Source organism: Bradyrhizobium sp. CCBAU 45394 (assembly GCF_028128655.1).
Taxonomy (GTDB): Bacteria; Pseudomonadota; Alphaproteobacteria; order Rhizobiales; family Xanthobacteraceae; genus Bradyrhizobium; species Bradyrhizobium diazoefficiens.
In genome coordinates this window covers 339,822-366,050 of sequence record NZ_LBIX01000175.1, presented here as the reverse complement: position 1 = coordinate 366,050, position 26,229 = coordinate 339,822, and the positions used below count along the sequence as shown (strand labels likewise).

Below are 26,229 nucleotides of genomic sequence, written 5' to 3'. Positions count from 1 at the left end.
GCGGCCAAGAGGTCAATGCGGGGGCCTTACGCCAGGCGCCCTGCCACCATGCGTCCGATGCGCGCGAACACGGCCTCGATCTGCGGGGCAGTCGGCGAGCCGCCCTGGGTGTAGGCCGCGATCAGGATCGGCGCATCGGGCTTAGTATCGGGCTTAGTATCGGGCTTGGGCCAGGCGACCGCGATATCGCCCGATGCGTCCTTGCCGTTGTTGCCGGTCTTGTCGCCGATGGTCCAGCTCGCGGGCAGGCCCCCGCGCAGCCGGTTCGCACCGGTCTTGCAGCCCACCATCCATTCGGTGAGCTGGGCGCGCGACGCCGGCGACAATGCCTCGCCCGTCACCAGCCGCCGCAGATTGCCGGCCATCGCGGCCGGCGTCGTGGTGTCATGGGGATCGCCGGGCGCTGACTTATTGACCTCAGGCTCGTTGTGATCGATCCGTGAGGTGGTGTCGCCAAGCGATCGCCAGAACGCCGTGAGGGCGGCCGGCCCTCCGATCCGTGCCAGCAGCAGATTGGCGCAGGTGTTGTCGCTGAGCTCGACGATCGCCTTGCACATCTCGGCGACCGACATCTTGCCGGCCGCGAGATTTTGCTTGGCAACAGGCGCATAGCTCAGAAGGTCGGCCTGGCCGTAAGGGATCATGGCCGCGAGCTGCTCCTGGCCGCGATCGACCCGCGCCAGCACGCAGGCCGCGAGCGAGGCCTTGAACGTCGAGCACATGACGAACCGCTCGTCGGCGCGCCAGGCGATCTTCGCGCCGGTCGCCAAGTTTTCCGCATAGAGCCCGATCCGTCCGCCGCTTTCGCGCTCATAGGCTTCGAGCTCAGGCGGCGCGTCGGCGGCGATCACGGGAGAAGTGGCCATCCAGCACAGCGAGGCGAGGAGGGAGCGGCGGTCGAGCAGCATGGGGGACCTTTGGGACAGATGGAACAGGGGGAGGGAAGGTCGCGCACGATTGTCCCACATCGTCATTGAGAGCGTAGCGAAGCAATCCAGTGTTTCCGCGGAGAGATTCTGGATTGCTTCGCTACGCTCGCAATGACGGAGGATGGGCATCGAGCGCGGCAGATATTGGGCAGCGGGAGATTGAGGCTCCCTCACTCCCTCAGGTCATACCGGTACGATTTCGACACGATCTGCCAGCCGTCGGCGAGCTTCATCGCCACCAGATAATCGGTGAAAAAACGTGGCGGCAGTTGGCACCGGACCTTGATGAAGGCGGTCTTGTCGTCCGAACGGTCGATGGTGACGATGAAATCCTCGCGCGGCTTGCCTTCCGCCTTGGCCGAGGGGCGCTTGCGCACCCAGGCGAGCCAGTCCGGCACGGTCAGGATCTTCAGCTCGCCCTTTTCCACCCAACGCAGATCGGCGGACGGATGGAATACGTCGCCGAGCTTGTCGGCGTCGCCCTCGTAGAGCCCGTCAAAATAGCTTTGCACGACGGCTTCGACGCTCGAACGATTCTGGCTCATGGGTCATCCCTTTGAATGATGGCTCGGCGGGAATTTAGTCGTACGCATAAAAATGCGCTATGGGTGTGTCAACCATCTGCACGCAGGCGTTGCCATGACCGGATCAGAAAATTCGAATGCTCGTATCCTCACCGGCGAATGCTACTGCCGCGCCGTGCGCTACGAGGTCGCGGACCAATTCTCTTACGCAATGAACTGCCACTGTTCGAATTGCCGTCGCACCACCGGCTCCGCCTTCAAGCCGTTCGCCGGCATCGCGCAAGAGAAGCTCCGCATCGTCCGGGGTGACGACCAGCGGATCATTTTCGGGGACGACACCACCCATGACGCCCACTGCGCCCGTTGCGGCTCGCTGCTTTATTCCCGGGTGCGCGACGGAAAATGGGTTCATGTCGCCATGGGAACCCTGGTCGATGCCCCCTCGATCCGGCCGAGCGCCCACATTTTCGTCGGCTCGAAGGCGCCCTGGCATGAGATTACGGACAATCTGCCGCAATATCGGGGGCACGTCGGGGACGGATGAGGGAACCCGGCCGGGACCCCAGCGAACCGCGACGGCGCTGGCGCGACGAACCAAAGGGGGCATTCGATCTGACAAGCACCGGCGCTGGAGCCTGCTAGAACGATCCCAAAGGGGGGCTCGAACGGCCCTGAACTTCGGAATTCGTGTCATGCGCAATTTGCTCAGACTTTGCCCGCTTCTCCTCGCCCTCGCGCTGCTGTTCGGCGCAGAACCTGCTTTTGCCGGAAAGCGCGTGGCGCTGGTGCTGGCCAATTCGGCCTATCAGCACGCGCCGTCACTCACCAACCCTGTCAATGACGGTTCGGTGATGGCGAAGACGCTGAAGGATGCCGGTTTCGACATTGTCGATTCCCGGCACGATCTGTCGGCACTCGAGACGCGGCGCGTGCTGCGCGACTTCGCGGACGCGACCCGCGATGCCGACATCGCCGTGGTCTACTATGCCGGTCACGGCATCGAGGTCGAAGGCTCCAATTATCTGATCCCCGTTGACGCCAGGCTCGAGCGCGATACCGACGTCTATGACGAAGCACTCTCGCTCGACCGCGTCCTGGTCGCCGTCGAACCCGCCAAGCAGCTTCGCCTGGTGATCCTGGATGCCTGCCGCGACAATCCGTTCGGCAAGACCATGAAGCGCACGGTGGCTTCGCGCGGCATCGGCCGGGGCCTCGCCCAGGTCGAGCCGACCAGCCCCAACACGCTGATTGCCTATTCGGCCAAGGCCGGCTTCACGGCGCAGGACGGCGACGGTGCCAACAGCCCGTTTACGGTTGCGTTGTCGAAGCACCTGACGACGCCGGGCCTCGATGTCCGCCGCGCCTTCGGCTTCGTGCGCGACGACGTGCTCAAGTCGACCGGCAACAAGCAGGAGCCGTTCGTCTATGGCTCGCTCGGCGGCGACGACGTCCCGCTGGTGCCGGTCAAGGTGGCGGCTGCAGCGTCGCCCGTGGCGAACCCGCAGGCCGACATCCGCCGCGACTACGAGCTCGCGCTCCAGGTCGGCAACAGGGCGGCATGGGACGCCTTCCTCGCCCAGCATCCGGACGGTTTCTATTCCAGCCTCGCCAAGCTTCAGCTCGAGAAGATCGGTGCCGAGCAGGCCCATGCGGCGGCGATCGAGAAGGCGAAGCAGGCCGAGGCCGAGCGCGATCGTCTTGCCGCCGTCGGTGCGCAGAAGGATGCGCAGATCAAGGCTGCGGCCGATGCGAAGGCCGCCGAGCAGGCGCAGCTTGCCGCCCAGAAGGCAAAGGAGCAGGCGCAGCAGCAGGCGGCCGCCGCCGAGCAGCAGCGCGTCAACCTCGCCGCCGCGGCCCCGAGCGCTGCGCCGGCCAGCACGGCGAGCCCCGCCGGGACCAACGTTGCGTCCCTGACGCCGGCGACCACGCCGGCCGATCTCAGCCGCTCGGTCCAGACCGAGCTCGGCCGCGTCGGCTGTTTCTCGGGCCAGGCCGACGGCAACTGGAACACGTCCTCGCAGCGGTCGCTGTCGCAGTTCAACCGCTATGCCGGCACCAAGCTCGACGTGAAAGTGGCGAGCACCGATGCGCTCGATACGGTCAAGTCGAAGCCGTCGCGCGTCTGCCCGCTGGTCTGCGAGCACGGCTTCAAGGCCGACGGCGACAAGTGCACCAGGATCGTCTGCGGCGACGGCTATGCGCTGAACGACGACAACGAATGCGAGAAGAAGCGCGCCGCCAAGCCGACGGCTTCCAAACCTGCGACCTCGCGGCGTGACGACAGCGAGGATCGCCCGGCACGGCAGCGTCCGCAGATCGGCGCCGCGGGCGGCCTCGGTGGCTTGGGCGGCGACGCTGCCGGCATCGCGACCGGTGCGCGGCGCGCCTCAGGCGGCGGGCAGGTCTTCTGCACTAATGGCGGCTGCCGCCCGGTCAACCGCGGTTGCCATCTCGAGTATCGCGGTGGCGGCGGCCCCGGCAACGATGCCAACGCCGAGGTGTGTAATTGAAGGGCACGGTGTCGTCCCGGCGAAGGCCGGGACCCATAACCACAGGAAGTGGTTTGGCGAAGATTAGCTATGATCTATAGAGTCTTCGGTACTCGCACCGTTCTCATACGATAGATCACGCGGTATGGGTCCCGGCCTTCGCCGGGACGACGTTACGTCGCAATCGCGCTCGCCGCGATGTTCACCGTCAGGGCCAGCAAGGCCGTGTTGTAGATGAACGAGATAATGCCGTGCGCGGTCGCGGTGCGGCGGATGGTCTTGTCGGTGATGCCGACGTCGGAGACCTGCGCGGTCATGCCGATCACGAACGAGAAATAGACGAAGTCCCAATAGTCGGCGTGGTCTTCCTTGTCGCCGCTCGGGAATTGCAACCCGCCCGGCGGGTGCCGATAGTAGTCATGGGCGTAGTGCAGCGCGAAGGTGGTGTGCACGGCGGCCCATGACAGCGCGATGGTGGTGATCGCGATCGTCAGCTCCGTGGCGCCGCGATGGGCGCCGAGCTCGGCGACGATCGCCGCGATGCTCGCGAATGCGCCGATCGCCGTCACCAGCAGGATCACGAAGCGGCCGTCGTCCTGCATCGCAGCGTTGCGGCGGATGTGCTGGTGGTCGTTGTTCAGCATCATCACGTAGACCAGCACCAGATAGGCCGCGATCAGCGCATCCCAGCCGAGCACGAGCCGCGTCGCCAGCCGCAGGGAGCCGGGCAGCAGCAGGCAGACCAGAATGCCGAAGCCGAGTGAAATGAAAGTCCGCGGCCGCGCGTAGATCACGCGCATCGGCCGCGACATTCTCTGGAAGCGCGCGAGGACGGGATCTTCCTTGTCGACGCCCGTCATCGCCCGGTCAGTTCTTGCGCTCGGCGACAAACCGCGCGGCGGCTTGCAGCACGGCGGCGCGGTCGCCGAAGATCGAGACCGCGCTGTCGGCCCGCGCGAGCAGGTCGCGCACGCGCTGCTTGGCGCCTTCGATGCCGAGCTGGGTGACGAAGGTGGTCTTGCCGAGCGCAGCATCCTGGCCCGAAGGTTTGCCGAGCGCCGCGGCATCGCCTTCGACGTCGAGCAGATCGTCGGCGATCTGGAAGGCTTCGCCGAGCGCGCGGCCGTAATCGTCGAGCGCCTGATATTCCTTGGCCGTGGCCTGGCCGAGAATCGCGCCGGCGATGCAGCCGTAGCGCAGCAGCGCGCCGGTCTTCATCTGCTGAATGCGGGCGACATCGATCGGCTCGTTGCCGCCGAAGCGGCCTTCGCCTGCGAGGTCGAGAATCTGGCCCCCGACCATGCCGCCGATGCCGGCGCAGCGCGCCAGCGCGCGCGTCAGCAGCAGCCGTACATTGGCGTCGCGATGGATCTCGTCGCGGGTGACGATATCGAAGGCGAGCGTCAGCAGGCCGTCGCCGGCGAGGATCGCGGTCGCGTCGTCGGTCTTCTTGTGCAGGGTGGGCCGGCCCCGGCGCAGGTCCGAATTGTCCATCGCCGGCAGGTCGTCATGGATCAGCGAGTAGCAGTGGATGCATTCGAGCGCCGCACCGGCGAGCAGCGCCGCCTCGCGCGGCACGCCGAACACGGCTGCGCTTTCAACCACCAGGAACGGCCGCAGGCGCTTGCCGCCGTTCAGGCTCGAATAGCGCATTGCGTCCATCAGTCGCTTGGGACGGGCGATTTCATCGGGCAGGATGTCGTCCGCGAGGAGGCGCCCGAGCAGGGCCTCGGTGTCATCAGCGGTCTTGTCCAGACGTTTGGCGAAATCGGACGGGGACGTGCCGGTCATCAAGAAGGGCTCCAGAACTAAAATTCGGCGGGACAATCCTTTATGAGCCCGCCTCAGTCAATCGTTTGGAAGGCCTAAAAAGTGCTGGAAAAGACCCGAATTATCACAGACTTAATGGCTGGGCCCGTGGCTGCGTTTCATTTTGCGCCGGAAAGGTCGATTTGCGCATCGTTAAAATCCTGCTGGTAGCGCTCGCGGTCGTGGTTCTCGCGCCCTATGTGATCGCGCCGTTCTACCGCACCGGCCATCCCGTTTCGACGCTGATGGCCTGGCGCAGCTTGCGGGGCGCGCCGATGCAGCGGGAATGGATCGATCTCGCGGCGATGTCGCCCTACCTGCCGCGGTCGGTGGTGGCGGCCGAGGACGCTCATTTCTGCAAGCATCACGGCATCGACTGGGGCGCGTTGCGCGAGGCGATCGACGACGCGAAGGAGGACGGCACCGCCTTCCGGGGCGCCTCCACCATCACCCAGCAGGTGGCGAAGAACCTGTTCCTCTGGCAGGGGCGGGACTTCATCCGCAAGGCGCTGGAATTCCCGCTGGCGTTGTGGATCGATTTCGTCCTGCCTAAGCCGCGGATCCTGGAAATTTACCTCAACATCGCCGAGCTCGGTCCGCAGGGCCAGTTTGGGGTGGAGGCGGCCAGCGCCTATGCGTTCGGTAAATCGGCCGCCAGCCTCTCCCCCCGGGAGGCGGCACTTCTGGCCTCGATCCTGCCGAATCCGGTCAAACGCAGCGCCAGGACCCCCGGACCGGGCGTCCGGCGGCTCGCCGGGACCTATGTGGCAAGGGCGCAGGCCTCGACGCTTGCGACCTGCTGGCGGGAAAATCGCTGATTTCGGGCCCTTTTCGGGCGCATTTTCCGGCCCAAGAGCCTAGCTTTGCGGCCAGCCTTCCTCTATAAGCGCGGCCTTGATCGGCATTCAGCTCGCCTCGTATTGCGGGTGCTGAGCCGTCCCTCGCGGACGATGCCCTGATGACACCAATCCCTAGAGGATATTGAAATGGCCGTTCCGAGAAGAAAAACCTCGCCGTCGCGCCGTGGCATGCGCCGCTCGGCAGACGCCATCAAGAAGCCGACCTATGTGGAAGACAAGGACTCCGGCGAGCTCCGTCGTCCGCACCATCTCGACCTCAAGACCGGCATGTACAAGGGCCGTCAGGTCCTGAAGAAGAAAGAGTCCTGAGGTCGGACTCTTCTTCGGGCAGGGTTATCCTCAATCAGGATGACGTGACCTGCCTGATTTCGGCCAACCCATGAGATATGACGGTGACGGCGGCGGAGCGAATGCTTCGCCGCTGCATTGTTCTGTCCGGATATCTTGATCGAGAAGGCATTTCGCCGATGGTCGGTTTCCCGCTGCTCCTGATTCCGCTCGCGGTCTACAACATCATCGCCTTCCTGATGCCCAGCGTGTCCTTCTCGGACGTGCTGTTCAAGGTGCCGATGATCACGGGCGAGACCTGGCCGGTCACGCTCGCCGATCTGATGCTTGCGCTCGGTATCGTGCTGCTGCTGCTCGAGGTGGTCAAAGGCGCGCGGCCCGGCTCGAAATTCCTGATGGATCATCTGCTGTCGCTGATCGTGTTCGGCGCGGCCGCCGCCGAATTCGTGATGTGGCCCAAATTCGGCAACTCCACCTATTTCCTGCTGGTGCTGCTCGCGATGGCCGATTTCCTCGGCGGCATCGCCCAGCGCACGCGCCGCCGCGTCACCTATGTCGCCGAGACGACGGTGCCCGCGCCGCGCAAGGCCAAGCGCCAGGCCGAGGCGCCGGCGGATGACGTCGCGTCCGAGCCCAAATTCGAGCCGGTGTCGGCACCGCAAGCAGCCCCGGTGCCGCCCGCGCCCACCGCGCAATCGGTCGCCGAATCCGTGCTGATGGACCATCCGGCGCCGAAGCCGGTGAGCCCGCCCTCGCCGGAAATTCCCTCGCCGCATCTGCAGCCGGGCAATGGCACGCCGTCGTCGCCGGATACGCCGCGCTGATCGAGCGCGTTACCCCTGTTGCCGCTTTGACGGTGTGCTCACTCTCCCGCTTGCGGGGGAGGGTTGGGGAGGGGGTGTCTCCGCAGAGGGAATCCCCAAGAGGAGAGAGCCCTCACCCGCCGCGCTCTTCGAGCGCGTCGACCTCTCCCACAGGCGGGAGAGGTGCAGCGAGCGTGAGGCAACAATTGTCCTGCAAGTTGGATTAAGCCACCTGCCGCGTGCGCGCGCTGACGCTTCCGAGCGGGCGCTTGCTGCCATAGGCCATCCGCGCATCTTCAGGGGAGGCGCGGCGGAGCCGGCTGGCCTGGGGCAAATGCTCGGCATTGGCGATGAGTTGGGTGACGAAGCTCGGATCGGGGCGAGGCAGCGGCGCCTTGATAACCCACTGCAACGTCGGCAGCAGCGGCACGAGGGCCGAGCCTGTGCCGTAGTCCGCCAAGTTCGATCGATCAGTACTCAACATCGCAATCACCGTTGATCCGGCGAAGATCGTCGCGTTTCGAGACGCGGGCGCCGGTGCGAGTCACGTACTCGCAAGGCCTATGCCGGCCGGGCCGGTTTGGTTCCGCGCTGCCCCGAAACATGGTTTCCAAATTGTTTATCAACTTTGCCTAGGGTTGGGGGCGAATCTGGCTCTATCCTGTGCCGGCTCAGGACTCCCCGCTGTCCCGAAATGAGGCGATTTTGACCCCCGCATTGCCACAAGCCTCCGACATCCTGGCCGCGCTCGGCCAGGCCGTGTTCGCCTGGGACATCGCCAGCGACGTCATCGTCTGGGGGGAGCACGCCGGCGCCGTCTTCCCCGGCATCCCCGCCGAGCGGCTCGCGACCGGCGCCGAATTCGCCAAGCTGATCGAGCCCGCGCCGTCGCTGCGGACCGCCGCGCTGGCGCAGACATCCGCCGTGCACGGCGCCGACGGCACGCCCTACCGGGTCGAATACGGCGTGCGCATGAGCGCCTCCGATCCCGTGGTCTGGGTCGAGGAGACCGGCCGCTGGTTCGCCGGTCCCGACGGCCGTCCGGTCCGCGCGATCGGCTCCGTCCGCATCAACAATGAGCGCCACGCCCGCGACGAGGAATTGACCAGGCTGGCCCGGCTCGATCCGCTGACCGGCGAACTCAACCGCTCGCATCTGATCGCGGCGCTGGCCGAGGCGATCGAGGAGACGACCCGCTTCCGCTCGACCGCGGCCTTCATGCTGGTCGGCATCGATCATCTCGCCCGCGTCAACGACGCCTTCGGCTTCGACGTTGCTGATGCCGTGATTCTCGATGTCGGCAAACGCATTCGCGCGCGGCTGCGCGGCGGCGACGTGCTCGGGCGCTTCTCCGGCAACAAGTTCGGCCTGATCCTGAAGAACTGCACCATCGACGACATGAACGTCGCCGCCGAGCGTTTCCTCGCCGGCATCCGGGACGAGGTGGTGCCGACCAAATCCGGCCCGGTCTCGGTCACCGCGTCGATCGGCGCGGTCAGCGTGCCGCGCTATGCCCGCAACACCGACGAGGCGGTCAACCGCGCCCATGAGACGCTGGACGCCGCAAAGCGCCGCCGCGCCGGCTCGTTTGCAGCGTGGCGTCCGGATGCCACGCGCGACGCGCAGCGCCGCGTCAACATCCGCGTCACCGACGAGATCGTCACCGCACTGAACGAGCGCCGCATCAAGCTCGCCTATGAGCCGGTGGTCTCGGCCGTCTCGCGCGAGCGCGCATTCCATGAATGCCTGGTGCGGATGGACCAGGGTGACGGCCAGGTGCTGCTCGCGCCCGACATCGTGCCGGTTGCCGAGCGCCTCGGCCTGATCCGCCTGGTCGATCACCGCGTGCTCGAGCTCGTGGTCGCCGAGCTTGCGGCCGCGCCCGCTGTCAGTCTCAGCCTCAACATCTCGCCGGACACCACCATGGATCCGGACTGGTGGGCGGGAATCGAGTCGCTGATGCTGGCGCATCCCGGGGTCGCCGAGCGGCTGATCGTCGAGATCACCGAAACGGTCGCGATCCAGGACATCGACGATGTCCGCGGCTTCGTCACGCGGCTGAAGAATTTCGGCAGCCGCATCGCCATCGACGATTTCGGCGCCGGCTACACCTCGTTCCGCAATTTGCGCAAGCTCGGCGTGGACATCGTCAAGATCGACGGCGCCTTCGTGCAGAACATCACCCGTTCCGCCGACGATCGCGCCTTCGTGCAGACCCTGATCGATCTCGCCCGCCGCCTCGACATCAAGACGGTGGCCGAATGGGTGCAGGACGACGAGGCTGCAAACATGCTGCGCGACTGGGGTTGCGACTACATCCAGGGCCGTCTGATCGGGCTGGCGTCAGCCGAACGCCCGTGGAGTGCGCCGCCGGACAGCGCGCTGCCTGCGGCGGGGTAGGAGTTCATCGTTTAATCGCGCTGCGATCTCGCTTCCCCTCCCTCACGCTCCCTCATCCAGCGCCACCAGCTCGCGCTTCCTGCGCAGCGACGGCAGCAGCGGGGCGACCAGCAGCGCCAGCGCCAGCGCAAGACACGCCGCCGAGATCGGCCGCTGCACGAAGGTCCAGAGATCGCCCTGCGACAGGATCAGCGATTTGCGCAGATTGTTCTCCAGCATCGGTCCGAGCACGAAGGCGAGCACCAGCGGTGCCGGCTCGTAGCCGAGCTTGCGCATGAAATAGCCGATGATCCCGAACGCGATCATCACATAGACGTCGAACACGTTGTTGCTGGAGCAGTACACGCCCAGGATCGTGAACAGGATGATCAGGGGAAAGAGGATGTTGTAGGGCAGCTTCAGGAGCTGCACCCACATGCCGATCATCGGCAGATTGAGGATCAGCAGCATGACGTTGCCGATATACATGCTGGCGACGATGCCCCAGAACAGGCCGGGGTTTTGCGTGATCAGCAGCGGCCCCGGTTGCAGGCCGTGGATGACGAAGGCGCCGAGCAGCAGCGCCATCACCACGTTCGGCGGGATGCCCAGCGTCATCAGCGGAATGAACGCGCCGCCAGCCGCCGCGTTGTTGGCGGATTCGGGGCCCGCGACGCCCTCGATCGCGCCATGGCCAAACCGTTCCGGCGTTTTCGACAGCCGCTTCTCCAGCGCATAGGACGCAAACGAGGCCACCACCGCGCCGCCGCCGGGCAGGATGCCGAGCAGGAAGCCGAGCAGCGTGCCGCGCGCGACGGGGCCGGCGCTGGCCTGCCAATCGGCCTTGTTCGGCAAGAGCTGCGTGATCTTGGCGTTGATGATGTCGCGCTTGATCGCCTGCTCGGTGTTGAGCAGCACCTCGGCGACGCCGAACAGGCCCATCACCACGGGCACGAGTCCGATGCCGTCGATCAGCTCCATGCGGCCGAAGGTCAGGCGCGGCTGCGCCGTGATGCTGTCGAGCCCGATCAGCCCGAGCACGACGCCGATGCACGCCATCAGCAGCGCCTTCGGCATCGAGCCCTGGGTGAGGAAGGTGAGCACCACGAGGCCGAGCACCATCAGGCTGAAATACTCGGCCGGGCCAAATGCGATCGCAATGCTGGCAAGTCTCGGCGCCACCAGCATCAGCGCCACCAGCGCGAACGTGCCGGCGATGAAGGAGCCGAAGGCGGAGATGCCGAGCGCGGGGCCGGCGCGGCCCTGCTTGGCCATCTGGTGGCCGTCGATGCAGGTCACGACGGAGGCCGCCTCGCCGGGGATGTTGACCAGGATCGAGGTGGTCGAGCCGCCATACATCGAGCCGTAATAGATGCCGGCCATCATGATGATGCCGGATTCCGGCGTACCCGACAGCGTCACGGGCAGCAGCAGCGACATCGCCGAGATCGGCCCGATGCCCGGCAGCACGCCGACCAGCGTGCCGATGAAGACGCCGATGAAGCAATAGAGCAAGTTGATCGGCAGCAGCGCGACGCCGAACCCATGCGCGACGTTGACGAGCGTATCCATGCGATCAGCCGATCCCGAACAGGCCGGAGGGCAACTGGATCAGGAGCAGGCGCTTGAGCACCCACCACATGCCTGATGGCACCAGCACGGCGATCGGGATCGCCAGCGTCCAGCGCACCGGATCGATCAGCCGCAACATCAGCAGCAGCAAGGGGATCGACGACAGCAGAAATCCCAGCGGCTCCAGCGCGAAGGAGAACGCGACGAGGCAGGCGATGACGAGCAGCGGCTTGCCCCAGCGCACATTTTCCCAGCGCGAGGCCAGCGTCGGCCCGCCCTCGGTGACGGCCGAGACGATGATGGAGGCCGCGAACACGCACATCAGGATGCCGGTGTAGAACAGCACGTAGCCAGAGCCGGGATCGTTGATTGTGCCGAGCTTCAGCCGCAAGCCCTGCCAGATCACGAAGCCGCCGAGCCCGAGCCCGATCAGCCCGCCCCAGAGTTCGGAGTTGGAGAGGCGGAGTTTGACGTCGGTTTGGTCGCCCATGTGAAACACTCCTAGACCACCGTCACCCCCGCGCAACGGCTAAGCCGTTGTCGCTGAGGCGGCCGCTTCTTCGGCGGCCCACGAAGGGCGACGGTGCCCGTGTCCATCCTTCGAGGCGAGCCGCAAGGGCGGCTCGCACCTCAGGATGACGTCAGAATTTGCAGTAGCCCAAGTTGTTCTCGCGATTCTACTTCTTCGCGAGCCCGAGCGTGTCGATGACCTTGCGTTCGGACTCCGTGACCTCGACGACGAACTTCCTGTAGTCCTCGGTGTTCTTGTAGTTCGGCACCATGTCGTACTTGGCGAGCGTGGCGATCACCGCGGGATCTTCGACGGCCTTCTTGAAGGCGTCGTGCAGCTTGGCGACGATCTTGGGGTCCATGCCCTTCGGGCCGGCGATGCCGAACGGGGAATCGTAGACCATGGGGTAGCCGAGCTCCTTCAGCGTCGGCACGTCGGGATAATTCGGCGATCGCGCGCCGGTCCACACCATCAGAAGCTTCAGCTTGCCGGCATCGACCAAGGGCCGCCATCCCGTGGAATCGGCCTGGAGCATCGTGTGCTGGCCCAGCACTGCGGCGTTGGTCTCGGCGCCGCCCTTGAACGGCACCTGCGTGAGCTTGATGCCGGACATCGCCGCGATCTGCTCCATGCCGATATGGAGCGAGGTTCCGGTGCCCGGTGTCGCATAGGTCACCTTGCCCGGATTCGCCTTCGCGAACTCGACCACGTCCTTCCAGGACTTGAACTGCGACTCAGCGCTGGTGGTCACGCCGAACGTGTAGCCGGTGAGGTGAATGATATAGGTAAAGTCCTTCGCCGGGTCCCATGACACGTCCTGCATCAAGGGCAGGCGGAAGACGGTGATCGGGATCTGCGAGATGGTGTAGCCGTCGGGCTTGGCGGCCGCTGCCATGGTCGCGGGGCCCACCGTGCCGCCGCCGCCGGCCTTGTTGTCGATCACGATCGGCTGTCCCAGCACTTTCGAGGCGCTGTCCGCGATCGCGCGCATCGAGATGTCGGTCGAGCCGCCGGCCGGCCATGGCACGATCAGCGTGACCGGCTTGCTCGGATAGTCCTGCGCGCCGGCCGCGGTCGCGAGCAGCGCTCCCACGGCAATATGTATGGCGGCGAATACAGCCGTCCTCAGCCCATACCGCGACATCGGGTTACCTCCCTCGCAGCGGCCTCGTTCGGGCCGCCGTCTCTCTTTGTCATGACGGGATTGTCCCTGAAATCGCCAGAGAAGAAAAGCGCATTGCGCGGACCGTGCGCAGCGGTCGACGCGGCTATCCAGCCGGAAACGTTATGTGCGACAATTGGTCGTTTGGAGGCGTGCCGAGGCACGGAATTTGACGTGGGCGTCCTTACGCCACGCGGCGAACCGCGTTCAGCGTCTCGATGGTACGTGCAACCTCGGCCGCCGGGCACGGTCTGCCGAAGTAATAGCCCTGCACCGCGGTGCAGCCGCATTCGCGCACGAAGTCGAGCTGCTCCTCGGTCTCCACACCCTCAGCGGTGGTCTCGACGCCGAGCACGGAGCCAAGGCTTGCGATGGTGCGAACGATGGCGACGCTCTCCGGGCTTTCGCCGAGCGTGCCGACGAAGGAGCGGTCGATCTTGATGCGGTCGAACGGAAACTTGCGCAAATAGCTCAGCGAGGAATAGCCGACGCCGAAATCATCGAGGCTGACGCGCACGCCGAGCGCGCGAAGCTGGTGCAAGATCTCGATCGTCGCCTCGCTGTCGTCGAGCAGCGCGGTCTCGGTGACCTCGAGCTCGAGCCGCTGCGGCGGCAGGCCGGCTTCCGCGAGCGCGCTCGTGACCATCGCCGTCAGCCCGCGCGCGCGGAACTGCACCGGCGACAGGTTCACCGCGACCGTGACATCGGGCCATGACGCCGCGGTCGCACAGGCCGTGCGCAGCACCCATTCGCCGATCGGAACGATCAGCCCATTCTCTTCGGCGATCGGAATGAACTCGGCCGGCGAGACGAAGCCGCGCGAGGGATGCTTCCAGCGCAGCAGCGCCTTGAAGCCGGTGAGCTCCGAGGACTCGAGCCGCACCTGTGGCTGGAACACCAGGTGGAATTCACGCGCCTCCAGTGCGCCGCGCAGGTCGTGCTCGAGCGCGTGCCGGCTGCGGGCCTCTTCCTCCATCTCGGGTTCGAACAGCTGATAGGCGCCGCGCCCCCTGGCCTTGGCCTGGTACAGCGCGAGATCGGCGCATTTCATCAGCTCGTCGGCATCGAGCCCGTGATCGGGCGCGATCGCGATGCCGACGGAGGCGCCGACATGGATCGACTGGCTTTCCAGCGGCGGCGGGTGGCCGATGATCTCGACCAGGCGGCGGGCGAGCTTTTCGGCCGACTGTGGCTGCGGGCCGCGCTGGAGAACGGCGAACTCGTCGCCGCCGAGGCGGGCGACGGTGTCGTGCTCACCGACATTCTCCTTCAGGCGCGCGGCGACCCAGCGCAGCAAGCGGTCGCCGGCGGCATGGCCGAGCCTGTCGTTGACGGTCTTGAAATTGTCGAGGTCGAAGCACAGGACGGCCATGGCGCCGCCGGCGATCGCGACCTGGTTCAGTCCCTCGCCCATCTTGTCGCGGAACAGCGTGCGGTTGGGCAGGTCGGTGAGTGAATCGTGCCGGGCCATGTGCGCGACGCGGGCCTGGGCTTTGTGGCGCTCGGTGATGTCCTCATAGGTGACGACCCAGCCGCCAAGCTCCATCCGCTTGTGGTTGAGCTTGATGATACGGCCGTCGCTCAAATGGCGGTGCAGCGTGTGTTCGCCCTCGCGCAGCCTTTCGACATAATCGGCATAGAGCTTGGCGCCGGTCGTGTCCGGATGGATGCCGAGCTCGCAGCTGTGATCCATGATCTCGCGCATCGAAATGCCCGGCTTCACCACGTCGGGCGACAGCCCGTACATCTCGATATAGCGGCGATTGCAGACGATCACGCGCAGGCTCGAATCGAGCATGCACAGGCCCTGGCTCATGTTGTTCAGCGCCGCGTCGAAGCGGCGATACTGTTCGCTCAGTTCCTCGATCGCGCGCTCGCGCTCGGTGATGTCTTCATAGGTGGCGACGAAGCCGCCCTCGGCCAGGGCGCAGTAGCGCACCGAGATCACGGTCTCGTTCGTCATGCGCCGGCGCATCGGCGAGGAATCGCGATTCGCGATCTTCGCGCTGGCGACTTCCAGGAGCTGTTGCGGACTGTATTCCGAAGCGAACGCGCCGTTCGCCATCGATCGTTCGATCAGCTCGCCGAGATGCGTGCCGGGCCTGGTTTCCTCCGGCGACAGCCAATAGATCTTGCGGTAGGTGGTGTTGCAGACGCGCAGGCGCATGTCGCTGTCGTAGAAGGCGAGCCCGTGCGCCATGTTCTCCATCGCCGCGTCGAGGATGAAGTTCTGCTGCCTCAGCGTCTCCTCGTATTTCAGCCGCTCGGTGACGTCTTCGTGTACCGTCACCCAGCCGCCGTCGGGCAGGAAGCGGGAGACCGCCTGCACCATCCGCCCGTCGTAGCGCATCACCAGCAGCGTCTTCGCCTTCCGGCTGCGCACGTCCTCGAGCCTGGTGTCGTGGAATTCGTCGGCCGACATGCCCGGCGTGTTGCCGCGCGAGAGCCAGTGTTCGATGGCCGCGCTGTGCGTGACGCCCGGCTTCACGACTTCTGGGTCGAGGTTGTAGAGTTTCAGGAAGCGTTCGTTGCAGACGACGACGCGGCTGTCGGCGTCATACATGATGAGGCCGTGCGACATGTTGGCGAGCGCATGCTGGCTGCGTTCTGTCTGCACGCGCAATTCCGCCTCGAGCCGGGCGAGGCGGCTGACGTCGTCGCAGATCGTCATCCAGCCGCCGCCGGGAAGCGGCTTCAGCTCGAGTGCCATGACGAGGCCAGTCGCCAGCCGTTGCTCGGTACGGAACGGCTTGCCTGCCGCGATCTGCACGATCCGCGTCGAATACAGCGAGTCGAGCTCGCTTTCCGGAAAATTCCCACGCGTCGCGCTGTGCGCGAGCACCTCGCGATAGCTCGTGCCCACCCGCACGACATCGGCCGACATGTCGAACAGCGACAGGTAGCGTTGGTTGACCAGCACGATCCTGTTGTCGGCATCGTAGACGCAGACACCCTGCTCCATGTGGTCGAGCGCAAGCTGGCTCAGCGCGACCAGGGCCTCCGGGCCCTGCTCGCGGCGTGCACCAAGCTCGTTGTCGCAGGTCGACGTCATGGGGTCGGCGTGATCTCGGCGGGCAATAGACTTAACGCAGCGTAATTCGAGCGCCGAGGGTAACGGAGACCCCGGAAAATTCCCTTAAGCGCAGTAGTTTACGGAGGGTGACCGGCGATGGAGAGCGTCGCCGGATTGCAAAGGTGCCTGCAAGCGCAACATATCCTGGTGTCGTCCCGGCGAAGGCCGGGACCCACAACCATAGGGAGAGGTTTGGCGAAGACTAGTAGTGAACAGGTTTTCCCGCGGTACTAGCACCCTGCGCTTACAGATAGATCACGCGGTATGGGTCCCGGCCTTCGCCGGGACGACACTGAGTGTGGCGGCATCTGCCCTCACGGCCCGTAGAGCACGAGTTCCGTGTCGGTGAGATCGGCGAGCTGCGGCTGGTGCGGACCCTTGAAATATTTGCGGCCACGCCGCTCGGTATAAATACCGACGAGGCCGGGAACCGGGCCGTTGGCATCGACCGCCACCGAGATCTTGCCGAGCCGCAGCAGCAGCCGGCCGATGCGACCCGCGCAGGCGGCGTATTCGGCGGCGCTGCGGCAGTAGATCAGCTTCATCGCGGGCGGCGCGATGAAGCCGCGGCGGATGCGCACCGGTTGCAGGATGAAGGGGAAGGTTCCCTGCGGCGTGCGGCAGACGAGGCTGAGGCAATTGTAGCGCGCATGCCGCGTCAGCAGTTCAGTCTCGGCCTCGGAAAGTCCCTCGATCGTCTTGGCGTGCTGCGAGATGACTTCGATCTTGCTCCAGCGCGGGGGCCGCGCCAGCGCTGGCACCGAAAAGAATATGCCGCGGCAATAGGCACGGAAGCCCTGCGTCTCGATGATCGGCCAGGTCCACGGCGCCGGGCTGATGTTGAGATAGGTCACGTCCTTGTGCCGCTGCGCGATCTTGGTCAGCAGCGGGGCGTAGTTGCGATACGCCGGATCGACATACCAGCTCGACAGGTTGCACTGGATCGCGGTCTCTTCACCGTTCTTCCGTGCCGTGTAGATCAGCAGCAGCACGCCGACCGGCGTGCCGTCATTGTCGATCATGTAGCCGAAGCGCGGATAGCCCTCCGGCACCGGCCGGAAGGCCTGCCGGCGCAGGCCCTGGATCCAATAGTTGCGCGAGCGGCCCACGAAGCCGCGCGTCAGCAAGTCCGCGATGGCATCGACATCGGACTCGGTAATCTCGCGGCATCGAACCTTGGTGTGGATCACGCTCGTCTTACCCGTGGAAATGGTCGGCCTCGTTTGGTCTATCGTTTCAGCATGATCTTTTCGGAAAACTGCTTCGCACTTTTCCGGATCATGCTCTAGCGCCAGCCTTCGCCATGGGCGCCGGCCGCAACATGCGGCTGCAGGCCCAGGATGTCCCGCACCTTGGCGGGCCAGGCGGAAAGATCGGTGCCGTGGGTGTGGAACATGGCGACCGCGAGCCGGTCCATGCCGAAGGCGACGCAGCCGGTGTGGGCCGGCTCGCCATTGGCGTCCTGGATGCCCCAGGTGGTGCCGAAATGCTCGCGGTGATAGTTGAAGCTCATGCAGGCGGTCGGCTGCTCTTCCGAGCGCAGCGGGATCAGGAGCTCGAACTTGAGCTGCTGCTGCTTCTGGCTCACCGCCTTCATCTGGCCGACACGGCCGAAGAAGGGATCGCTGGCGTAGTCGACGCGGAAGGTCAGGCCGAGATCGCGGGCGATCGCCTGCGCGCGCACCATCCAGCGCTCGCGGAAATCGGAAACGTCGTCGGGCGTGCCGATGCAGACATATTCGCGCATCCGGAATGATTGCAGCCGGTCGAGATGCTTCGACGGCTCACGGCGGAAGCAATCGGCGGCGACGTCGAAGCGGAGACCGCCCTTCGGCAAAGGTCCGCGGCTCGCCGCGATCGGATAGACGGGGTAGCAGGCGGCCGGCGACAGCACGAGGTCGGCCGGCGACAGCGACGTGGTCCAGTCGCCGCCGGCATCGAAACGGCCCACCGCGGCGTTGATCTCACGCTCGGTGCCGTGCAGGCCGCAGACGCATCCGAGCAGGTTCGGAAAGCTCTTGAGATAACCGGACTTCTCGAGCTGGGCGCGGCTCATCACAGGTGGGAAGCGCAGCGCTTCGGTGCCGGCTTCGCGATGGCTGGTGATCAGCGCGGCGAGCCGCTCGACGATGCCCTCATAGAGCGCGGTGCGGGCGTAGACGCCGTCCGAGCCCATGCTGTGGAACAGCTTGTCGGCGAGATGATCGAGCGGATCGGCGATTTGCGGCGCGGTGTCAGGCGAGTTGGGGAGAACAGCAATGTTCATGTTCGACTTCCTGCTATCTGAAATTATTCTTGTTGGACGAAGGCACGTCGGTCTCGAAAACCTGTCAGTCCCGCAGGCTCGCCGGAATGCCGCTCATCAGCGTCGAGGTCGCAGCGTTGGCCAGGATACGGTCGTTGTTGATCATGATCGGCGACGACAGCACGTCGCGCAGGTGGCGGCCCATGGTGAACTCGCCGTCGTTGCGGTAGCCGGAAAGGCCCGCGGTGCGCATCGCATGCATCACGGTCTCGACCGCGAGCTCGGAAGCTTGCACCTTCAGCAGCGTGATCGACGACTGGAAGTCGAGCGAGCCGAGTGCGCGCTCGTCATGCTCGGCGCGGGCGAAGGCGTCGATATTGGCGGCGATCAGCGCGCGGAGCTTTGCCAGCGACATCTTTGCCGCGGTGAAGTGCGCTGCTGCCGGCGGCATCTGGCCCCCGGAGCTGCGGGCCGCCTTGCGGATGAAGGCCTGCGCGCGCGTCACGGCCGCGGCGGCAATGCCGGCCCAGGCCGAGGACCAGCACAGATGCGCGAACGGCGTCATCGTCTGGGCATGGATCTTGTCGTAGGCTTCCGGGAAGACGCGGTCGGTCGGGCAGTCGACCTTCAACTCGAATCCGGTGGAGCAGGTGCCGCGCATGCCGAGCGTTTCCCAGCCCAGCGTCCGCTTCAGCGAATAATCGTCCTTGGCGAGCGCCAGCAGCACCTGGTCCGAGGCGGCGGCGTCGGTGGCGCGGCGGGCGATGGTGACGAGGCCGTCGGCCTCGGCGCCGTAGGAGATCACGGTGGCGTCGCGCACCAGCGAGACGGTGTCGCCGGCGACGTCGACGGCGGCAGCGCTGGCGCGGATGTTGCCGCCGTTCTGGCCTTCTGTGGTGGAGGAGGCGAGCAGCCACTGGTCGCGGGCGACCCGGCGCATCATGGTTTCCATCCAGGGAATGCCGTGGCCGTGCCTGATGACGCAGGCGACCTTGGTCTGGTGCATCGCGTAGATCATCGCGGTCGAGGCGCAGGCGCGCCCGAGCGTGTAGCAGATGTCGGTGACGTCGTAGATCGAGGCGCCGAAGCCGCCGAACTCGACCGGGATCATGACGCCGAGCAATTTCTGCTCACGCGCGACGTCGAAAGCCTTGTGCGGGAAGCGGGCGTCGCGATCGACCCCGTCTGCGTCGGCCGCTGCCGCTACCGCGGTTCGGGCGACGCGCTCGATCAGGGAGGGACCCTGCTCGAGGAGGTTCGTCTGCGTTTCGTCGACAGTGAGAACTGCTTCACGCACGTTCATGCTCGTCCGCCTCCGGTTTGCCGTTCGAGATCGCCGACATCATTCGCGATGCCGCGTAAGCGATCCTCCGGCCATCTTTGCTTGTGAGACGAGGCTACGGATTTAATTCAAATTCGTCGATGAAATACAGGGTAAACAAAGCCAAATTCCGAACGAACAGTTAAGGTCGGGTTGTTGGCATGGCCGGAATTTCCGCGATCGCGTTAGGGATCTGGAAGATGTCCGGATTCCCGACAATCTGAGTCATCGTTTACTAAGAAACGCGAAGTAATGGTGCCGGCCATTGCGGGATCGGCCGTCCCTGACCATCGTAGGCGGCAGTCCGGACCGACCAGACAAACGGGAATTTGCCGATGCAGGCCTTCAATACCGACGTGCGCAATCGCATCATCAAGCTGGTGAAGGGCATCCTCGAACAGAACGCGCTCGCCGCGGACGTCACGCCGCAGGCCAAGCTCGTCGATGTCGGCCTGACCTCAATGGATATGGTCAATCTGATGCTCGGCGTCGAAGCCGAATTCGATTTCACCATTCCGCAGTCGGAGATCACGCCGGAGAATTTCCAGTCCGTCGAGACGCTGGAGCGGATGGTGATGACCCAGCTGCAGCCGGCGACCGCGGCTTAGCTAAGCGCACAGCTGTCTCCCCGGGATCGTCCTGGCGAAAGCCAGGACCCATTACCCCAGGCAGGAGTTTGGCGAAGTTTGGTCGTTCGGGATTGATATCGCGCCCCATCGATGGACCTCGCGGTATGGGTCCTGGCTTTCGCCAGGACGACACCGAACGTGTTACGAGCGCCTCACGCCCCTCACGCGCATCGTTCCCCCACCCCCGTTCCAAAACCGCCGCAAAACTGGCATAGCTTAACCATGTCGCACGTAGCGGACAGGGTGGAGCAGGCATGACGCAGGCGGTATTGGGCATCATCGGTGGCTCCGGCATCTATGACCTGCCGGGCCTCGAGGGCGCGCACGAAGAGGTGATCAAGAGCCCGTGGGGCGAGCCGTCGGCGCCCCTGCGGCGCGGGACCATCGCAGGCCTGCCGATCGTGTTCCTGCCGCGGCACGACAAGGGCCACAGGCTGTCGCCCTCCGACATCAACTACCGCGCCAATATCGACGTGCTGAAGCGCGCCGGCGTCACCGACCTGATCTCGCTGTCGGCCTGCGGCTCGTTCAAGGAAGAGATGCCGCCCGGCACCTTCGTGCTCGTCGATCAATTCGTCGACCGCACCCACAAGCGCGAGAGCTCGTTCTTCGGCCGCGGCTGCGTCGCGCATGTGTCGATGGCCCATCCGGTCTCGCCGCGGCTGCGCATCCATCTTGCCGCGGCGGCCGAGGCCGAGGGTATCGCAATCGCGCGCGGCGGCACCTATGTCTGCATGGAGGGGCCGCAGTTCTCGACCTATGCGGAGAGCATGACCTACAAGACATCAGGCTATTCCGTGATCGGCATGACCAACATGCCCGAGGCGAAGCTCGCGCGCGAAGCGGAGATCTGCTACGCCACGGTCGCGATGGTGACGGATTTCGACTGCTGGCATCCCGACCATGACGCCGTTACCGTGCAGGACATCATCCGCGTGCTGACCTCGAACGCCGACAAGGCGAAGGCGCTGGTGGCGCGGCTGGCAAAGGATTTCCCGCGCGAGCATGAGCCGTGCCCGATCGGTTCGGACCGCGCGCTCGACACCGCGCTGATCACTGCGCCCGAGGCGCGTGATCCCGAGCTTCTGAAGAAGCTCGATGCCGTAGCAGGGCGCGTGCTACGCGGCTGAGACGAAAGGCAGAAAGCCATGAAGGTTGACGGCAAGCATTTCCGCAGCATCTGGCGCGAGCGCGACGGCTGGTCGGTCGGCGCGATCGACCAGCGCCGGCTGCCGCATGAGTTCGTCGTTGCAAGGTTGACCTCGTGCGAAGACGCGGCCGTTGCGATTCGCGACATGCTGGTGCGCGGCGCGCCGCTGATCGGCGCGACGGCAGCCTATGGCATGGCGCTCGCGATGCGCGAGGATGCTTCCGATGCGGGCCTGAAGCGTGCCTACGAGACGCTGGTTGTGGCACGCCCGACCGCAATCAATCTGAAATGGGCCCTGGATGAGATGCGTGCGACCCTCGCGCCGATCGATCCGGTTGAACGGGCCGAGGCGGCCTATGCGCGCGCGGACGAGATCGTCGAGCAGGACGTCGAGATCAACCGCGGCATCGCCGCCAACGGTTTGGCGCTGATCGAGGCGATCGCGGCGAAGAAGCCGGGCGAGGTCGTCAACGTGCTGACTCATTGCAACGCCGGCTGGCTCGCCACCGTCGACTGGGGCACCGCCACGGCGCCGATCTACCTCGCGCATGATCGCGGCATCAAGGTCCATGTCTGGGTCGACGAGACGCGCCCGCGCAACCAGGGTGCCTCGCTCACCGCCTGGGAGCTCGGCCATCACGGTGTGCCGCACACGGTGATCCCCGACAACACCGGCGGCCATCTGATGCAGCATGGCATGGTCGATCTCGCCATCGTCGGCACCGACCGCGTCGCCGCCAATGGCGACGTCTGCAACAAGATCGGCACCTACCTCAAGGCGCTCGCCGCGCATGACAACGGCGTGCCGTTCTACGTCGCGCTGCCGTCGCCGACGATCGATTTCGCCGTCCATGACGGCATCCGCGATATCCCGATCGAGCAGCGCAGCGGCGTCGAGGTCACCGATATGACCGGCCGCACCGCCGACGGGAGGCTGGAGACGGTGCGCATCGTGCCCGAGAACTCGCCGGTCGCGAACTACGCCTTCGACGTGACGCCTGCTCGCCTCGTCACCGGTCTCATCACCGAGCGCGGAGTGCTGAAGCCCGACCGCGCCTCGCTCGCCGCAGCGTTTCCGGAGCGAATCGCCGCCGCGGCGGAGTAGGCTCTCGTAGAGTGGGCAAAGGCGCGAAAGCGCCGTGCCCACCATCTGCTTGTCCCAATGGAATTGGTGGGCACGCTTCGCTTTGCCCACCGTACAGCCTTCGCGAACTATGTCAGCTTCAACCCTGTCGCCTTCTCAAGCTCGGCAATCGCCTGGGCGCCGCTGGTGACCTTGATGGTGGTCATTCCCATCTCGCGCGCGGGTTTGAGATTGACGCCGAGATCGTCGAGATAGACGCAATTTCCCGGATCGACCTTCAGCGTCTCGACCATCATCTTGTAAATGCGTGGGTCGGGTTTGCGCAGGCCGATCTTGGCGGACTCGATGACGTGGTCGAACAGCACCATCACCTCGGCGATGTAGAGCGAGCGCCCGGTCATGCTGCCGATGGCGTTGGCAGGCAGGTTGTTGGTGATGCAGCCGGTCTTGAGCCCGGCCTTGATGCGCTTCAACGCTTCGACCATCTCGGGACGCAGATCGCCCTGAAGCAGCGGCAGCACGTCGCGGCCGCGCACCTCCGCGCCGAGCGCGCGCGACTCCTCCGCGAACAACGTGTCGAAGGTGTCGATGTCGACCTCGGCGCGCTCGAACCTGGCCCAGGCGTTCTCCAGATGGTTGGCCGCGTTGGTGCGCCGGATGATGTCGATGGGCAGCCCACGCTCGGTCTCGAACCGCGTGAACGCCTCGAACGGCGAGCTCGTCAGCACGCCGCCAAAATCAAAGATCACCGCCTCGATCGCCAATGTCCTGCCCTCGTCAATTCCTTTCCAAGAGGGCTAGCATGCGCTATCGGCAAGGGCCAGTCCGAAGCAATCCGCCCTCACCGAGGCCGCCGCCAAAGCGTGTTCCCATGAAGAAGCTTGCAACTCCCATCATCGCGGCGCTGCTGCTCGCCACGCCCGCCCATGCCATCGTCGGCGGCGGCACGCCGCAAGCCGACGGCGTTGCGCGCGCCGTCGTCACCATCGTCGGCTCGCGCGGCAATTTCTGCACCGGCAGCCTGATCGCACCAAAACTCGTGCTCACCGTCGCCCACTGCGTGCAGCCCGGCGCGGACTACAAGATCGTGGATCGCGGCACCGACGGCCAGCCGCAATTGCTGAATGTCCGCACCGTCGCGATCCATCCGAACTTCAACATGCAAGCGATGCAGGCACATCGCGCCACCGCCGATGTGGCGCTGCTGCAACTGGAAATTCCACTCAAGGGAAAATCGGCGGTGCCGGTCGGCATGCCGAATATTCCAATCCAGGTCGGCAGCCGCTTCGTCATCGCCGGTATTGGCGTCACCGTGCGCGGTGATGGCAAGAGCGGCGGCGCGACGCGCGTCGCGGGCCTCGTCGCCACCGGCCAGCCCGGCACGCTTCAGATCCGGCTGGTCGATCCCGTAACCAACGGTGTTCGCGACGGAATCGGCGCCTGCATCGGTGATTCCGGCGGTCCCGTGTTCGAGGACAAGCCGAACGGCGCCATGCTCGTCGGCCTCATCAGCTGGTCCACGGGGGCGAATGGCACGGCTGGCTGCGGCGGGTTGACCGGCGTCACGCCGCTCACGCTCTACCGCGACTGGATCTTGCAGATCGCGCGGAGCTGGGGTGCGGCGCTGTGATTTGACCGCAACTTGATCTATGTCATTTTGTAGCGGAAGCGCGATGGGCGACCATGCCTGTCGCGGAGGAAACGCGTCGCTCAATCAAGGGCGGCCACAAAAACAAGCAAGGCATAGAAGCAACAATGAATGTCGCTGTTCGCAGTCACGCCACGGCCAAACAGGTTTCAGAGCATTTCGACGTGCTGATCGTCGGCGCCGGCATCTCCGGCATCGGCAGCGCCTATCACGTCACAAAGCACCTGCCGGGCACGAGCTACGTCATCCTGGAAACGCAAGCGACGTTCGGCGGCACCTGGAGCACGCATCGCTATCCCGGCATCCGCTCGGACAGCGACCTCCACACTTTCGGTTATAGCTTCAAGCCCTGGGTCGGGCCGCCCATCGCGACCGCCGAGGAGATCCTCGCTTATATGAACGAGGTGATCGAGGACAACGATATCGCCCGCCACATCCGCTACAAGCACAAGATCAATTCCGCGAGCTGGTCGAGCGACCAAAACCTCTGGACCATCGAAGCGGTCACGACCGATACCGGTGAAGCAAAGACCTTCACCGCAAACTTCCTCTGGATGTGCCAGGGCTATTATCGCCATTCCGAGGGTTACACGCCCGAGTGGAAGGGCATGGATCGCTTCAAGGGCCGCATCGTCCATCCGCAGACCTGGCCTGATGACATCGACCTCACCGGCAAGAAGGTCGTCGTGATCGGCTCGGGCGCGACGGCGGCGACGCTGGTGCCGAACATCGCGGACGATTGCGCGCATGTCACCATGCTGCAGCGCTCGCCGACCTATTTCCGCCTCGGCCGCAACGCCATCGAGATCGCCGAGGAGCTGCGTCGGCTCCAGGTGGATGAAGCATGGATCCACGAGATCGTCCGCCGCAAGATCCTGTTCGAGCAGGATGCGTTCACGAAGCTCTGCGTGTCCAGGCCCGAGCAGGTGAAGAAGGAACTGATCGGCCAGATCAGCGCGGTGCTTGGGCCGGATTACGATGTCGAGACGCACTTCACGCCGAGCTACCGGCCGTGGCGGCAGCGCATCGCCTTCGTGCCCGATGCCGATCTGTTCAAGGGGATTGCCAGCGGCAAGGCCTCCGTCGTCACCGACGAGATCGAATGCTTCGTCGAGAACGGCATCCAGCTCAAGTCGGGCAAGCTGCTGGAAGCCGATATCATCGTCACCGCGACCGGCTTCAATCTCGCGGCGCTCGGCGACATCGCCTTCGAGATCGACGGCAAGCCGCTCGCCTTCGGCGACACCGTCACCTATCGCGGTATGATGTTCACGGGCGTGCCGAACATGGTCTGGGTGTTCGGCTATTTCCGCGCCAGCTGGACGCTGCGCGTCGACCTCGTCGCCGATTTCGTCTGCCGTCTGCTCGGACATATGAAGGCGAAGGGCAAAAAGAAGGTCGAGGTGAGCTTGCGTCCCGAAGACCACAACATGCCGATCCTGCCCTGGATCGATCCGGAGAACTTCAACCCCGGCTACATGATGCGCAACATGAACCTGCTGCCCAAGCGCGGCGACAAGCCGGAATGGCAGCACAGCCAGGATTACTGGACCGAAAAGGACGAGATCCCGAAGACGGATCTGGATGACAAGGCGTTCGTGTACGGGTGAAAGGGTTGTTCCTGTAGGGGCGATGGCCGTTGTCACGCACGCCACTGTCGTCCCGGGGCGCGAAGCGAGCCCGGGACCCATACTGCCAGGCAGTGGTCGTAGGGCGAGCAGGTAACTCCGAGTCTTCGCCAAACGTCTCCCTG

At 65.2% G+C, this 26,229-nt stretch carries 24 protein-coding genes; 11 read left to right on the top strand and 13 right to left on the bottom strand.

Going from position 1 to position 26,229, the window contains the following annotated elements:
- Positions 1-26 precede the first annotated feature (26 nt).
- Together bla and WN73_RS36955 are read right to left on the bottom strand one after the other, a co-directional pair.
- Positions 27-908, bottom strand: a complete 882-nt coding sequence (gene bla, locus WN73_RS36960) for a class A beta-lactamase (RefSeq protein ID WP_271557170.1) — start codon at positions 906-908, stop codon at positions 27-29.
- Positions 909-1,099: 191 nt separating this feature from the next.
- Positions 1,100-1,474, bottom strand: a complete 375-nt coding sequence (locus WN73_RS36955) for a nuclear transport factor 2 family protein (protein WP_011083764.1) — start codon at positions 1,472-1,474, stop codon at positions 1,100-1,102.
- Positions 1,475-1,568: 94 nt separating this feature from the next.
- Between WN73_RS36955 and WN73_RS36950 the strand changes: the two genes are divergently transcribed.
- Positions 1,569-1,997, top strand: coding sequence for a GFA family protein (locus tag WN73_RS36950; protein ID WP_028172624.1), 429 nt, complete (start codon positions 1,569-1,571; stop codon positions 1,995-1,997).
- A 148-nt stretch (positions 1,998-2,145) separates the two neighbouring features.
- Positions 2,146-3,963: a caspase family protein gene (locus tag WN73_RS36945; RefSeq protein WP_271557168.1), complete on the top strand. Its 1,818-nt coding sequence runs from the start codon at positions 2,146-2,148 to the stop codon at positions 3,961-3,963.
- 152 nt (positions 3,964-4,115) lie between these two features.
- On the opposite strand, the gene WN73_RS36940 is transcribed toward WN73_RS36945, so the two are convergent.
- Together WN73_RS36940 and WN73_RS36935 are read right to left on the bottom strand one after the other, a co-directional pair.
- Positions 4,116-4,802 (bottom strand): DUF1345 domain-containing protein, encoded by a 687-nt coding sequence (locus WN73_RS36940; protein WP_028172626.1) that lies wholly within the window; start codon positions 4,800-4,802, stop codon positions 4,116-4,118.
- Positions 4,803-4,809: 7 nt separating this feature from the next.
- Positions 4,810-5,733 (bottom strand): polyprenyl synthetase family protein, encoded by a 924-nt coding sequence (locus tag WN73_RS36935; RefSeq protein ID WP_011083768.1) that lies wholly within the window; start codon positions 5,731-5,733, stop codon positions 4,810-4,812.
- A gap of 161 nt (positions 5,734-5,894) precedes the next feature.
- On the opposite strand from WN73_RS36935, the gene mtgA reads away from it, so the two are divergent.
- The 3 genes from mtgA to WN73_RS36920 all read left to right on the top strand — a co-directional run bounded on the left by mtgA (position 5,895) and on the right by WN73_RS36920 (position 7,723).
- Positions 5,895-6,569 carry a monofunctional biosynthetic peptidoglycan transglycosylase gene (mtgA, locus tag WN73_RS36930; protein ID WP_028172627.1) on the top strand — a complete coding sequence of 225 codons (675 nt, stop codon included), beginning with the start codon at positions 5,895-5,897 and terminating at the stop codon, positions 6,567-6,569.
- Positions 6,570-6,737: 168 nt separating this feature from the next.
- Positions 6,738-6,920: a 50S ribosomal protein L32 gene (rpmF, locus tag WN73_RS36925; RefSeq protein ID WP_007598106.1), complete on the top strand. Its 183-nt coding sequence runs from the start codon at positions 6,738-6,740 to the stop codon at positions 6,918-6,920.
- A gap of 158 nt (positions 6,921-7,078) precedes the next feature.
- Entirely contained in the window at positions 7,079-7,723 is a 645-nt protein-coding gene (locus tag WN73_RS36920; RefSeq protein ID WP_028172628.1) for a hypothetical protein, read from the top strand.
- Between the two features lie 202 nt (positions 7,724-7,925).
- Here WN73_RS36920 and WN73_RS36915 read toward each other — a convergent pair whose 3' ends face one another.
- Entirely contained in the window at positions 7,926-8,186 is a 261-nt protein-coding gene (locus WN73_RS36915; protein ID WP_028172629.1) for a hypothetical protein, read from the bottom strand.
- Between the two features lie 221 nt (positions 8,187-8,407).
- Between WN73_RS36915 and WN73_RS36910 the strand changes: the two genes are divergently transcribed.
- The gene (locus tag WN73_RS36910) at positions 8,408-10,102 is read left to right on the top strand and encodes a bifunctional diguanylate cyclase/phosphodiesterase (RefSeq protein ID WP_028172630.1); all 1,695 of its coding nucleotides are present in this window, start codon (positions 8,408-8,410) and stop codon (positions 10,100-10,102) included.
- Positions 10,103-10,144: 42 nt separating this feature from the next.
- On the opposite strand, the gene WN73_RS36905 is transcribed toward WN73_RS36910, so the two are convergent.
- From WN73_RS36905 to WN73_RS36875, 7 genes are all read right to left on the bottom strand, one after another.
- Positions 10,145-11,653 carry a tripartite tricarboxylate transporter permease gene (locus WN73_RS36905; RefSeq protein ID WP_011083773.1) on the bottom strand — a complete coding sequence of 503 codons (1,509 nt, stop codon included), beginning with the start codon at positions 11,651-11,653 and terminating at the stop codon, positions 10,145-10,147.
- 4 nt (positions 11,654-11,657) lie between these two features.
- Positions 11,658-12,143, bottom strand: a complete 486-nt coding sequence (locus tag WN73_RS36900; RefSeq protein ID WP_028172632.1) for a tripartite tricarboxylate transporter TctB family protein — start codon at positions 12,141-12,143, stop codon at positions 11,658-11,660.
- Between the two features lie 187 nt (positions 12,144-12,330).
- On the bottom strand, positions 12,331-13,308 hold the full coding sequence (locus WN73_RS36895) for a tripartite tricarboxylate transporter substrate binding protein (RefSeq protein ID WP_011083775.1): 978 nt from the start codon (positions 13,306-13,308) through the stop codon (positions 12,331-12,333).
- A gap of 202 nt (positions 13,309-13,510) precedes the next feature.
- Positions 13,511-16,378 (bottom strand): PAS-domain containing protein, encoded by a 2,868-nt coding sequence (locus tag WN73_RS36890; protein WP_271557160.1) that lies wholly within the window; start codon positions 16,376-16,378, stop codon positions 13,511-13,513.
- Between the two features lie 335 nt (positions 16,379-16,713).
- A complete protein-coding gene (locus WN73_RS36885; RefSeq protein ID WP_011083777.1) occupies positions 16,714-17,589 on the bottom strand; it encodes a hypothetical protein in 876 nt (291 codons plus the stop codon).
- Between the two features lie 95 nt (positions 17,590-17,684).
- Positions 17,685-18,665, bottom strand: coding sequence for an amino acid--[acyl-carrier-protein] ligase (locus WN73_RS36880; RefSeq protein ID WP_028172634.1), 981 nt, complete (start codon positions 18,663-18,665; stop codon positions 17,685-17,687).
- A 64-nt stretch (positions 18,666-18,729) separates the two neighbouring features.
- Positions 18,730-19,947 (bottom strand): acyl-CoA dehydrogenase family protein, encoded by a 1,218-nt coding sequence (locus tag WN73_RS36875; RefSeq protein ID WP_028172635.1) that lies wholly within the window; start codon positions 19,945-19,947, stop codon positions 18,730-18,732.
- Positions 19,948-20,300: 353 nt separating this feature from the next.
- Here WN73_RS36875 and WN73_RS36870 point away from each other — a divergent pair, with 353 nt between their 5' ends.
- The 3 genes from WN73_RS36870 to mtnA all read left to right on the top strand — a co-directional run bounded on the left by WN73_RS36870 (position 20,301) and on the right by mtnA (position 22,849).
- Complete coding sequence (locus WN73_RS36870; protein ID WP_011083780.1) at positions 20,301-20,573, top strand: phosphopantetheine-binding protein; 273 nt, start codon at positions 20,301-20,303, stop codon at positions 20,571-20,573.
- Positions 20,574-20,848: 275 nt separating this feature from the next.
- Entirely contained in the window at positions 20,849-21,724 is an 876-nt protein-coding gene (locus WN73_RS36865) for an S-methyl-5'-thioadenosine phosphorylase (protein WP_011083781.1), read from the top strand.
- An 18-nt stretch (positions 21,725-21,742) separates the two neighbouring features.
- Entirely contained in the window at positions 21,743-22,849 is a 1,107-nt protein-coding gene (gene mtnA, locus WN73_RS36860; RefSeq protein WP_271557154.1) for an S-methyl-5-thioribose-1-phosphate isomerase, read from the top strand.
- Between the two features lie 107 nt (positions 22,850-22,956).
- On the opposite strand, the gene WN73_RS36855 is transcribed toward mtnA, so the two are convergent.
- Positions 22,957-23,592, bottom strand: coding sequence for an HAD-IA family hydrolase (locus WN73_RS36855; protein ID WP_161532936.1), 636 nt, complete (start codon positions 23,590-23,592; stop codon positions 22,957-22,959).
- Positions 23,593-23,699: 107 nt separating this feature from the next.
- Here WN73_RS36855 and WN73_RS36850 point away from each other — a divergent pair, with 107 nt between their 5' ends.
- Together WN73_RS36850 and WN73_RS36845 are read left to right on the top strand one after the other, a co-directional pair.
- Positions 23,700-24,458, top strand: coding sequence for a S1 family peptidase (locus WN73_RS36850; protein ID WP_271557151.1), 759 nt, complete (start codon positions 23,700-23,702; stop codon positions 24,456-24,458).
- A gap of 125 nt (positions 24,459-24,583) precedes the next feature.
- Positions 24,584-26,086 (top strand): flavin-containing monooxygenase, encoded by a 1,503-nt coding sequence (locus WN73_RS36845; RefSeq protein ID WP_271557149.1) that lies wholly within the window; start codon positions 24,584-24,586, stop codon positions 26,084-26,086.
- The last annotated feature ends 143 nt before the right edge of the window (positions 26,087-26,229 follow it).

Bases quoted from the DNA above. Each gene is read 5' to 3' on its own strand.
- bla (WP_271557170.1), bottom strand. From the start codon at position 908: ATGCTGCTCGACCGCCGCTCCCTCCTCGCCTCGCTGTGCTGGATGGCC.
- WN73_RS36955 (WP_011083764.1), bottom strand. From the start codon at position 1,474: ATGAGCCAGAATCGTTCGAGCGTCGAAGCCGTCGTGCAAAGCTATTTT.
- WN73_RS36950 (WP_028172624.1), top strand. From the start codon at position 1,569: ATGACCGGATCAGAAAATTCGAATGCTCGTATCCTCACCGGCGAATGC.
- WN73_RS36945 (WP_271557168.1), top strand. From the start codon at position 2,146: ATGCGCAATTTGCTCAGACTTTGCCCGCTTCTCCTCGCCCTCGCGCTG.
- WN73_RS36940 (WP_028172626.1), bottom strand. From the start codon at position 4,802: ATGACGGGCGTCGACAAGGAAGATCCCGTCCTCGCGCGCTTCCAGAGA.
- WN73_RS36935 (WP_011083768.1), bottom strand. From the start codon at position 5,733: ATGACCGGCACGTCCCCGTCCGATTTCGCCAAACGTCTGGACAAGACC.
- rpmF (WP_007598106.1), top strand. From the start codon at position 6,738: ATGGCCGTTCCGAGAAGAAAAACCTCGCCGTCGCGCCGTGGCATGCGC.
- WN73_RS36920 (WP_028172628.1), top strand. From the start codon at position 7,079: ATGGTCGGTTTCCCGCTGCTCCTGATTCCGCTCGCGGTCTACAACATC.
- WN73_RS36915 (WP_028172629.1), bottom strand. From the start codon at position 8,186: ATGTTGAGTACTGATCGATCGAACTTGGCGGACTACGGCACAGGCTCG.
- WN73_RS36905 (WP_011083773.1), bottom strand. From the start codon at position 11,653: ATGGATACGCTCGTCAACGTCGCGCATGGGTTCGGCGTCGCGCTGCTG.
- WN73_RS36900 (WP_028172632.1), bottom strand. From the start codon at position 12,143: ATGGGCGACCAAACCGACGTCAAACTCCGCCTCTCCAACTCCGAACTC.
- WN73_RS36895 (WP_011083775.1), bottom strand. From the start codon at position 13,308: ATGTCGCGGTATGGGCTGAGGACGGCTGTATTCGCCGCCATACATATT.
- WN73_RS36890 (WP_271557160.1), bottom strand. From the start codon at position 16,378: ATGACGTCGACCTGCGACAACGAGCTTGGTGCACGCCGCGAGCAGGGC.
- WN73_RS36880 (WP_028172634.1), bottom strand. From the start codon at position 18,665: ATGAACATTGCTGTTCTCCCCAACTCGCCTGACACCGCGCCGCAAATC.
- WN73_RS36875 (WP_028172635.1), bottom strand. From the start codon at position 19,947: ATGAACGTGCGTGAAGCAGTTCTCACTGTCGACGAAACGCAGACGAAC.
- WN73_RS36870 (WP_011083780.1), top strand. From the start codon at position 20,301: ATGCAGGCCTTCAATACCGACGTGCGCAATCGCATCATCAAGCTGGTG.
- WN73_RS36865 (WP_011083781.1), top strand. From the start codon at position 20,849: ATGACGCAGGCGGTATTGGGCATCATCGGTGGCTCCGGCATCTATGAC.
- mtnA (WP_271557154.1), top strand. From the start codon at position 21,743: ATGAAGGTTGACGGCAAGCATTTCCGCAGCATCTGGCGCGAGCGCGAC.
- WN73_RS36850 (WP_271557151.1), top strand. From the start codon at position 23,700: ATGAAGAAGCTTGCAACTCCCATCATCGCGGCGCTGCTGCTCGCCACG.
- WN73_RS36845 (WP_271557149.1), top strand. From the start codon at position 24,584: ATGAATGTCGCTGTTCGCAGTCACGCCACGGCCAAACAGGTTTCAGAG.